Raw genomic sequence first — 9686 nt, forward strand, 5'->3', positions numbered from 1 at the left:
TTTTCTTCACTTTTTTGTGCATTTTATCTTGTTGAATCCATGATCCTGCCGATTCTTTTGTTGACATTTTGTGATAAATCGGATATGATTACTTCAATGAACCGACGCTTTAACGCGCGAATATTTTATAAAATGTTTTAAACAAAAAGGAGTTATTTGAAATGCCTATTACTGAGCTTCTGGAAAAGAATTGCCGTCTGTACGGAGATGAAGTCTGTCTTGTGGAGATCAACCCGGAACTGCCGGAGACCCGGCGGGTCACATGGAAAGAATTTGAACTGATCGAGCCGGAACGTGCCCCCTATTACAGGCGTGAGATTACATGGAATATCTTCAACGAAAAAGCCAACCGCTTTGCCAACCTGCTTCTGGAACGTGGTGTCCAGAAAGGAGATAAAGTTGCCATCCTTCTGATGAATGGCCTGGAGTGGCTTCCTATCTATTTTGGTATCCTGAAAACAGGTGCACTGGCTGTTCCCCTGAATTACCGTTATTCTGCTGATGAGATCCAGTATTGCCTGGATCTGGCTGATGTGGACATCCTGGTATTCGGTCCGGAATTTATCGGCCGTGTAGAGGAAGTAGCCGATGAAATCGGGAAACACAGGCTTTTGTACTATGTGGGTGATAGCTGTCCTGGTTTTGCTGAGGATTATATTTCCCATACTGCCAACTGTTCCAGCCAGTCGCCCAAGATTGCTATTTCAGATGACGATTACGCTGCCATTTATTTTTCTTCCGGTACTACCGGATTTCCAAAAGCTATCCTGCACAGACACCGTGCTCTTTTGCATGCCGCCCAGACAGAACAGCACCATCATGGCCAGACACACCAGGATGTGTTCCTCTGCATTCCTCCCCTGTACCATACAGGAGCCAAGATGCACTGGTTCGGCAGTCTGCTTTCCGGCAGCAAGGCTGTGCTTTTAAAAGGTGCTAATCCTGAATTTATCCTGCAGGCGGTTTCCGAAGAAAAATGTACCATCGTATGGCTTCTGGTTCCCTGGGCACAGGATCTTCTTCTTGCCCTTGACCGTGGAGAATTAAAACTTGAAGATTACCAGCTGTCTCAGTGGAGACTGATGCACATTGGTGCCCAGCCGGTTCCGCCAAGCCTGATCAAGCACTGGAAGGAATACTTTCCTCATCATCAATATGACACCAATTACGGACTTAGTGAATCCATCGGACCAGGTTGTGTCCACCTTGGTGTTGAAAATATCCACAAAGTTGGCGCCATCGGTGTGCCAGGCTATGGATGGGAGGCAAAGATCATTGATACACAGGGCAATACAGTCGCTCAGGGTGAGACCGGTGAGCTTGCTGTCAAAGGACCTGGCGTTATGGAGTGCTATTACAAGGATCCTAAAGCTACTGCAGAGGTGCTTCACGGAGACTGGTTATATACCGGAGACATGGCTATGGAGGATGAAGACGGCTTTATCTATCTGGTAGACCGTAAGAAAGATGTGATCATCAGCGGCGGTGAGAATCTGTATCCTGTACAGATCGAAGATTTCCTTCGCACAAATCCTGAGATCCTGGATGTTGCAGTGATCGGTCTTCCGGATAAGCGTCTTGGAGAGATCGCAGCTGCCATTATCCAGTTAAAGCCAGACAGTACATGCACAGAAGAGGATATTAACCTGTTCTGCCGAAAGCTTCCAAGATACAAACGTCCTAGGAAGATCATCTTTGCAGATGTTCCACGGAATCCTACCGGCAAGATCGAGAAGCCGAAGCTTCGTGAGATTTATGGTGCCGCCCATCTGGTGGCTACCCAGAGTCAGGGATAATAAAAGGCTCCCCAAGTCCCTCAATAATTAAGGGATTTAGGGAGCCTTCTGCTTTGTTATATTACTTTATGATAGATTTCTTTTGGGACCCTGGCTTTCACATGGATCCCATTTTCAGTATATTCTTCTGACAAAAGCTGTCCGTTCTCACGGATCAGCTGTATTTTCCCGGCTTCCTGATATGGAAATACCCGTTCTACATAAAGCAGCTCCTCTGAGATCAGTTTTCCCAGCAGTTCCTGCAGTTCCTGCAGGCCTTCTCCTGTCTTTGCAGAGGTCTTAACTGTATAATCAGCCCGAAGATCGCGAACCGTCACGTCTCCGGCTACATCCTGTTTATTGAAAACAGTGATGGTCTTCTTGCCATCTGCCCCCAATTCCCTTAAGGTATCATAAACCACATGCATCTGCAGCTCAACCTGCGGATTGGAAACATCTGCCACATGAATAATATAATCTGCATACTTTGCTTCTTCCAAAGTACTTTTGAAGGCCTCCACCAGATTGTGGGGAAGCTTACGGATAAAACCCACTGTATCTGTAAGCAGCAGCTGCTGCCCGTCTTCCAAGGTCAGTGACCTGGTGGTAGGATCCAGTGTGGCAAAAAGCTTATCCTGGGAAAGTACCTGGGATCCTGTTAATGCATTCAGAAGGGTAGACTTTCCTGCATTTGTATATCCTACAATAGCTGCAGTCTTCAGATTTCCCCGGCTTCTGCCTGTACGCAAAAGTTCCCGGTGGCGTTCCACCTGGGAAAGTTCTTCTTTCAGGGCAGTGATCCTTTTGCGGATCAGACGACGGTCTGTTTCCAGCTTTTTCTCTCCCGGGCCTCTTGTGCCAATACCGCCTCCCAGTCTGGATAAGGAAGCGCGAAGCCCCACCAGGCGGGCACTTCTGTACCGCAGCTGCGCCAGCTCTACCTGGATCTTACCTTCACTTGTGGTTGCATGCTTTGCAAAAATATCCAGGATCAGAAGCGTCCTGTCCATAACCTTGCATTCCAGTTCATGCTCCAGATTATTCATCTGTGCCGGGGACAGCTCATCATCACAGATAATGCCTGTGGCATCCACAGCCAGCATCAGAGAACGTACCTCTTCTATCTTTCCCTTTCCGATATACGTACCCGGATGAACAGCCTCACGGCTCTGGATGATCTTACCGGCGGTAATGGCTCCTGCTGTATCTGCCAGCTCTTCCAGTTCATCCAGGGACTGCTGTGTATCCTCATCCCCTACCTGTACACCAACCAGGATCACCCGTTCTTCAATCTCATTTATATATTCCATCTATGCTCCTGTCCTTGTTTTCAGAAAAGCCACTTCCTTCTGCCCATCTGCATCATCCGGATACATACCCACATAAGTCTGTGCCTTATCAAGGGCAGATGCAAAATCCAGTTTCTTTTCATAGGCGATCACTTCATTAAACAGAAGGCTTTGCAGATCGTCTGTATCTGAAACTGTGATCCCGCTGGATATATTCGTCAGTGCAGAATCATAATTACCCTCTGCAATATCGCACAAGGCAAGGCCATTGTAGCCTTTGGCCGGACTGTATCCATCTTTAGTGTCACCATCTCCCACAGAAGCTTCCACATAATTCTGGAACATGGTCCTTGCATTGGAAATATCATTCTGTGCCAGATAAACCATTCCCAGAAGAAGATCTGCTTCCTCTTCTCCGTCGTTTGCAGCCTGGGTCAGTTCCTGTCTGGCATTGTCATAATCTTCCATGTAATAATAGATCCGGCCCTTATCACAATGACTTTCTGAATCCTTTGTTTCCTTTTTAAGGGCAGCTTCCAGATAAGTTGTACCGTCTGCTTCCATATCCTGATCAAGATAAATACCGTAAATCCGGATTGCCCGGTCATAAGTAGGATCTGCATCAAAGGATTTTCCAAAATCAGAAGCTGCTTCCTCATAGGAGTCCAGCAGCAGGGCTGCATTACCGGCAAGAAACCAGGTATCTGCATCCATATCATGATCCTTGATCAGTGTCTGGCAGTCTGCCATTGCATCTTCATAGGATCCGGCTTTTATCTCTGCTGTAGCCTTATAAGCAAGGATATCCTTTGCAAGAGCCTTTCCTGTATCCTCACATGCAAGGGCACTGGCAAAATTCTGGATGGCATCCTGGTAATCTCCAAGACGCAGGCTGGCAATCCCTGCTCCCCGATAAGAAAGGGGCAGCTTTACTTTGTTCTGCACAGAAGTAAGATATCCTTCTCTGGCATATTCATAGCTTCCCTGTGCCAGGTCTTTATCTGCCTGTTCAAAAATTTTCTGATTGTCATCCCCGCAGCCTGCAAGAAGACTGATCCCCATACAGGCTGCCAGAATCGCTGCTGTTCTTTTTATTTTCATCTTATTCTACGATCAGCCCTTCAGCTTCTATCACCTTTACAACATCGTCTACATATTTGTGGCATGTTTCATCAGACTCAGCCTCCACCATAACACGGATCAAAGGCTCTGTACCGCTTTCACGGACAAGGATACGTCCGCCATCTCCCAACTCTTTTGCTGCCTTTTCAACAGCTTCTTTCACCTTTGGGTTCTCCCTTGCAGTCTGCTTGTCAGCCACACGCACATTTCTCAGCACCTGGGGATACACCTTCATCTCCTTTGCCAGATCACAAAGAGTGGCTTTCTTTTCCACGCATGCCTCCATCAGCATCAGCGAAGTAAGGATACCATCTCCTGTAGCTGCATATCTGCTGAAAATAATATGTCCGGACTGCTCTCCTCCAATGCTGTAATTATTCTCCAGCATATTCTCCGCAACATATTTGTCACCTACAGCGGTCTGTTCATAGCCTATGCCTTCCCGGTCAAAAGCTTTGTAAAGACCAAGATTGGACATAACCGTGGTCACAACCTTATTGCCATTCAGCTTTCCTTCTTCTTTCAGGTATTTACCGCATACATACATGATCTTATCACCATCGATCACATTTCCTCTGTGATCCACAGCGATACAGCGGTCTGCATCCCCATCGTAAGCAAATCCGATATCCAGTCCTTTGTCTACCACAAATTTCTGTAAAACCTCAATATGGGTGGAACCACAGTTTGTATTAATGTTGGTGCCATCCGGTGTATTATTGATCACATAGGTCTTTGCCTGAAGAGCATCAAAAACACTTTTTGCAATGGCGGAAGAACTGCCGTTTGCACAGTCCAGACCTACCCTTACATTCTTGAAATCACGGCTTGGGATAGAGATCAGATAACCGATATAGCGGTTACGTCCGGATGCAAAATCCACAGTCCGCCCAATATCTGCGCCGGTTGCCAGGGGAAGCTCCTCGATCTCTCCGTCCAGATATGCCTCGATCCTGGCTTCGATCTCTGCTTCGATTTTCTGCCCATTGCCGTTTAACAGCTTGATCCCATTATCATAAAAAGGGTTATGGCTGGCTGAAATCATAATACCGCAGTCAAAATCCTCTGTACGTACTGCAAATGAAACACTGGGAGTAGTAGTCACATGAAGAAGATATGCATCTGCTCCTGAAGCTGTAAGTCCGGCTACCAGCGCATACTCAAACATATAACTGCTTCGTCTGGTATCCTTGCCGATCACGATCTTTGCTTTGTGTTTCCGGCCATAATACCATCCCACGTAACGCCCAACCTTAAAAGCATTATCTACTGTCAGCTTAACATTTGCTTCTCCGCGAAAACCATCTGTTCCGAAATATTTTCCCATTGCTTAAGTCTCCTCTCAATACAGGCCGTTCGGATAAACGCCTGCTTCTGTTAGATCTTTGAATGCCTTCATAACCACTTCTTTGTCCTCCTGGTAGGTAACACCAAACCAGGTATCCCTGGATTCCAGTACATCTACCTGTACCTTACCTGCGTGAAGAAGTTCATCGATCAGCACCGGAAGAAGATATTCTTTTTTCAGCTCTCCCGGCTGCATATCTCCAAGGAATTCAATAAATCCTTTATGCAGGATCTCCATAAACTCAGGAGTCAGTCCCCACATATTCATAGACACAAGGGAGGACGTATCCAGCGGGGTAACATGGCCCTCTTCCCTGGATTCTGCTCCTGTCTCTGTTTTAAAAATGTTATGTGTTTCCGTTACGCCGGTAAGCCTGCCATCCTCTACATGACATACTCCTCTGGTAACGCTTCCGTTATCACTTAAGGTATTACCCAGCCTGAAGCCTGCCATACAGATATGGGTGGTCCCATCCTGCGGGTGCTCTGATACCAGATAATCATGTACCTTTACGTAGGCTTCTTTTCCGTAGTAATCATCTGCATTGATCACGGCGAAGGGCTCTGTAAGCACATCCTTTGCACATAAAACCGCCTGGCCTGTTCCCCATGGCTTTGTACGTCCCTCTGGTTTTTCAAAGCCTTCCGGCAGATCGTCAAGCTCCTGGAACGCATAAGCCACTTCTGCGATCTTCCCTACTCTGGCACCGATGGAAGCCCGAAATTCTTCTTCCAGATCCCTGCGGATAATAAATACGATCTTGTTAAAGCCTGCCTCCAGTGCATCACGAATAGAGTAATCCATAATGATCTCACCTTTCGGTCCTACAGGGGCAAGCTGTTTGATCCCGTTGCCAAATCTGCTGCCAACACCTGCTGCCATAATTGCCAACGCTGTTTTCTTCATAATCAACCCTCCATGTAAATTAAATAATTCAAGAATGCCTCGATTTCCTCATTACTATTATAACAGAAAGCCAACCTCTGTTCAGTTCTCTTCACTCATTTTGCTTAATTTAGCAGCCTGATCAGCCGCGATCAGACTGTCAATGATCTCATCCAGATCTCCTCCAAGGATACTGTCCAGACGATGAAGCGTAAGCTTGATCCTGTGATCTGTCACCCTTCCCTGTGGAAAATTGTAGGTACGGATCTTCTCAGATCTGTCTCCTGTACCGATCTGGCTTCTTCTGGCTTCAGCCTCTGCATCATGCTGCTTTGCCAGTTCCATCTCATACAACCGGGAACGCAGCACCTTTAAAGCCTTGTCTTTATTCTTCAGCTGGGACTTTTCATCCTGACAGGAAATCACGATTCCTGTAGGGATATGGGTAAGACGTACAGCAGAGTCCGTAGTATTGACACACTGGCCGCCATTACCGGATGCACGGAACACATCAAACTTACAGTCATTCAGATCCAGATGGAAATCGATCTCTTCTGCCTCCGGCATGATCGCCACTGTACAGGTAGAAGTGTGTATCCTGCCGCCGGATTCCGTTTCAGGCACACGCTGTACCCTGTGTACGCCGCTTTCATATTTCAGTCTGGAATAAGCCCCTGCACCATTGATCATAAAGGTAACTTCCTTAAAACCACCGATCCCGTTCTCATTCAGGCTCATCATTTCAGTTTTCCACCGTCTTGATTCTGCATATTTTACATACATACGGTAGATCTCAGAAGCAAAAAGTGCCGCCTCATCTCCGCCTGCTCCTGCACGGATCTCAACGATAACATTCTTATTATCATTAGGATCCTTGGGAAGCAACAGGATCTTCAGCTCATGCTCCAGTTCTTCGATCCTCTTCTTTGCCTCAGACAATTCATCTTTCAGCATTTCCCGCATATCCTCGTCCTTCTCCTCTTCCAGCATGGAAAGACTGTCCTGAACGGTTTCTTTATTTTTCTTATATTCTCTGTAAGCCTCAACGATAGGCTGCAGATCGCTCTGCTCTTTCATCAGCTTCTGGAAACGCTCCTGATTGGCTGTTACCTGTGGTTCTCCAAGCTCATTCAGGACCTCTTCAAATCGCAGAAGCAGATCATCCAATTTATCAAACATAGTGTCTCCTTACTCATATACCGTGTAAACAACAATTGCAGCTGTCCAATACATTCACAGTTACTTCCTGTCAAATAGTTACCAACAATTACCATTTTCCAAATACAACTCTGTCCAGACCGGACAGATCTTTCTTTCTCTGTACCTCAGAAAAACCGGCAGCCTCCATAAGCTCTGCCACATCCTTTCCCTGATCACAACCTATCTCAAAAAGGAGCCAACCTCCTTTTTTCAAATATATCCTTCCCTCTGTACAGATCTTTCTGTAAAAATACAGACCGTCTTCATGACCGTCAAGGGCAAGCCTAGGATCATGAGACTTTACTTCTTCCATAAGTGTGTCAATCTCTTTGGTAGGAATGTACGGTGGGTTGGAAATAAGGATGTCATACTGTCTGCCGTCCTTAAGCTCCTTTGCAGAGAACAGATCACTTTGTAAAAGCTCCGCCCGACCATCCAGCTCCAGCTGCCTTCTGTTCCTCCTTGCTACTTCAAGTGCCTCCAAAGACAGATCCACTCCTGTACCTGTGCTGTCCGGCTTTTCCAGAAGCAGACTGAATAAAATACATCCGGACCCGGTACACATATCAAGAATCTGCAGATCCTTCCGGCCTTGCATAGCTTCCAGTGCTGTCTCTACCAGCACCTCTGTATCCTGCCTGGGTACCAGCACATGCTGATCCACATAAAATTCATATCCCATGAAAAAAGCCTGATGAGTCAGATGCTGTAATGGAATATGGCTGCTTCTTTTGCGGATCAGTTCCTGATACCGGATTGCTTCCTTTGAATCTGCCATTTCATCTGAATGTGCAAAATACCAGGCTCTGTTTTTACCGGTCACGTATTCCAGAAGGAGCCAGGCATCCAGCCCGGCTTCTGTGATTCCGGATCCCTCCAGGATCTTTTTCCCATTTTTCAGTAATTCTTCAAAAGAACTCATGATTCTTTCTCTTCTGCCAAAGGTACATCCAGGCCAAACTCTTCTTTCAGATATGCTCTCCAGTCAAATACAGCTTCTACTGCCTTAATGGCAACCTCTGCCATATCTGCGGTAGGCTCCTTGGTTGTAAATTTCTGCATGGCCAGTCCCGGCTTGCTCATGATCTCTGCAAACTTGCTGTCTGTACGTCCTGCCCACTGGATGATTTCAAAGGAAACGCCTGCAACAATAGGCACCATCAGAAGACGTCCAAACAGGCGCATCCAGTAACCTGGTACCAACACAAAAATAAAGTGCAGGAAAATACTTACCAGCATAACCAGAAACAAAAAGCTGGTGCCGCACCTTCTGTGCAGTCTGGAGCTTTTCAGTACATTCTCTACTGTAAGGGGAAGCCCATGCTCCACACAGTTGATACATTTGTGTTCAGCTCCGTGATACATAAAGGTTCTCTGGATATCCTTCATCCTGGAGATCAGGAGCATATAGCCCATAAACAATGCCATCTTTACAAAAGCTTCTGCAATGGTTACAAGCACTTCCGATGCCCCTACCTTACGGATCAGGCTGGCAAGTGCATAAGGCAGAAGCATAAATGCAGCCACTGAAATCACCACAGATACCGCTACAGTTCCGTAAAGAAGCCAACGAAACTGCTTATCCTCTTTTACTTTCTTAGCTTCCAGTTCTTCTGCTGTCAGCTGCTGATTCTTCTTTGCCTCTTCCTCGTCTTCCTCATCTCCTGCAATCTCAGCTGAAAACATCAGGCACTTGGTACCTATCACCAGAGACTCCACAAAGCTGACAACTCCACGGATGATAGGTTTTTTCCAGAGCTTCCCGTTACCGAAAATGCATTTGTAATCCTCAACCTTTAATTCGATTTCTTTATCCGGCCTGCGTACAGCGATGGAATACTTGTCCTTATGACGCATCATGATGCCTTCCATAACTGCCTGGCCGCCAATGTTGGATGATCTCATTATATTATTATATTCTCCCTGTAAATGTAAAATAAGAAGATGCCGGGGCAAAAAGCCCTGACAATAATCCCTGATAAGTCGCCCCCACCCGTGAAACGGGTGGCTCGTAGGATGGCTATAAGCCTTTAATGCTAGGCCAGCGTCTCAAGGCGCTGGCTTTCG

General features: G+C 46.5%; 8 protein-coding genes. 1 reads left to right on the forward strand and 7 read right to left on the reverse strand.

What is annotated here, in order from left to right; genetic code table 11:
• Positions 1 to 161: 161 nt before the first annotated feature.
• Entirely contained in the window at positions 162 to 1796 is a 1635-nt protein-coding gene (locus OCV61_RS10770; protein WP_158421813.1) for a class I adenylate-forming enzyme family protein, read from the forward strand.
• Between the two features lie 56 nt (positions 1797 to 1852).
• Here OCV61_RS10770 and hflX read toward each other — a convergent pair whose 3' ends face one another.
• The 7 genes from hflX to OCV61_RS10805 form a co-directional block, all read right to left on the reverse strand.
• Positions 1853 to 3085, reverse strand: a complete 1233-nt coding sequence (gene hflX / locus OCV61_RS10775) for a GTPase HflX (RefSeq protein WP_158421814.1) — start codon at positions 3083 to 3085, stop codon at positions 1853 to 1855.
• Entirely contained in the window at positions 3086 to 4165 is a 1080-nt protein-coding gene (locus OCV61_RS10780) for a tetratricopeptide repeat protein (protein ID WP_262582804.1), read from the reverse strand.
• A gap of 1 nt (position 4166) precedes the next feature.
• The gene (gene glmM, locus OCV61_RS10785; protein ID WP_158421815.1) at positions 4167 to 5513 is read right to left on the reverse strand and encodes a phosphoglucosamine mutase; all 1347 of its coding nucleotides are present in this window, start codon (positions 5511 to 5513) and stop codon (positions 4167 to 4169) included.
• Between the two features lie 15 nt (positions 5514 to 5528).
• On the reverse strand, positions 5529 to 6440 hold the full coding sequence (locus OCV61_RS10790; RefSeq protein WP_158421816.1) for a nucleotidyltransferase family protein: 912 nt from the start codon (positions 6438 to 6440) through the stop codon (positions 5529 to 5531).
• Positions 6441 to 6521: 81 nt separating this feature from the next.
• Positions 6522 to 7598 (reverse strand): peptide chain release factor 1, encoded by a 1077-nt coding sequence (prfA, locus tag OCV61_RS10795; protein WP_158421817.1) that lies wholly within the window; start codon positions 7596 to 7598, stop codon positions 6522 to 6524.
• An 88-nt stretch (positions 7599 to 7686) separates the two neighbouring features.
• Positions 7687 to 8541: a peptide chain release factor N(5)-glutamine methyltransferase gene (gene prmC / locus OCV61_RS10800; protein ID WP_158421818.1), complete on the reverse strand. Its 855-nt coding sequence runs from the start codon at positions 8539 to 8541 to the stop codon at positions 7687 to 7689.
• On the reverse strand, positions 8538 to 9524 hold the full coding sequence (locus OCV61_RS10805; RefSeq protein ID WP_158421819.1) for a DUF1385 domain-containing protein: 987 nt from the start codon (positions 9522 to 9524) through the stop codon (positions 8538 to 8540). The genes prmC and OCV61_RS10805 overlap by 4 nt, the downstream gene beginning before the upstream one ends.
• Positions 9525 to 9686 lie beyond the last annotated feature (162 nt).

Source organism: Blautia ammoniilytica (assembly GCF_025566965.1).
GTDB classification, from domain to species: domain Bacteria; phylum Bacillota; class Clostridia; order Lachnospirales; family Lachnospiraceae; genus Blautia_A; species Blautia_A ammoniilytica.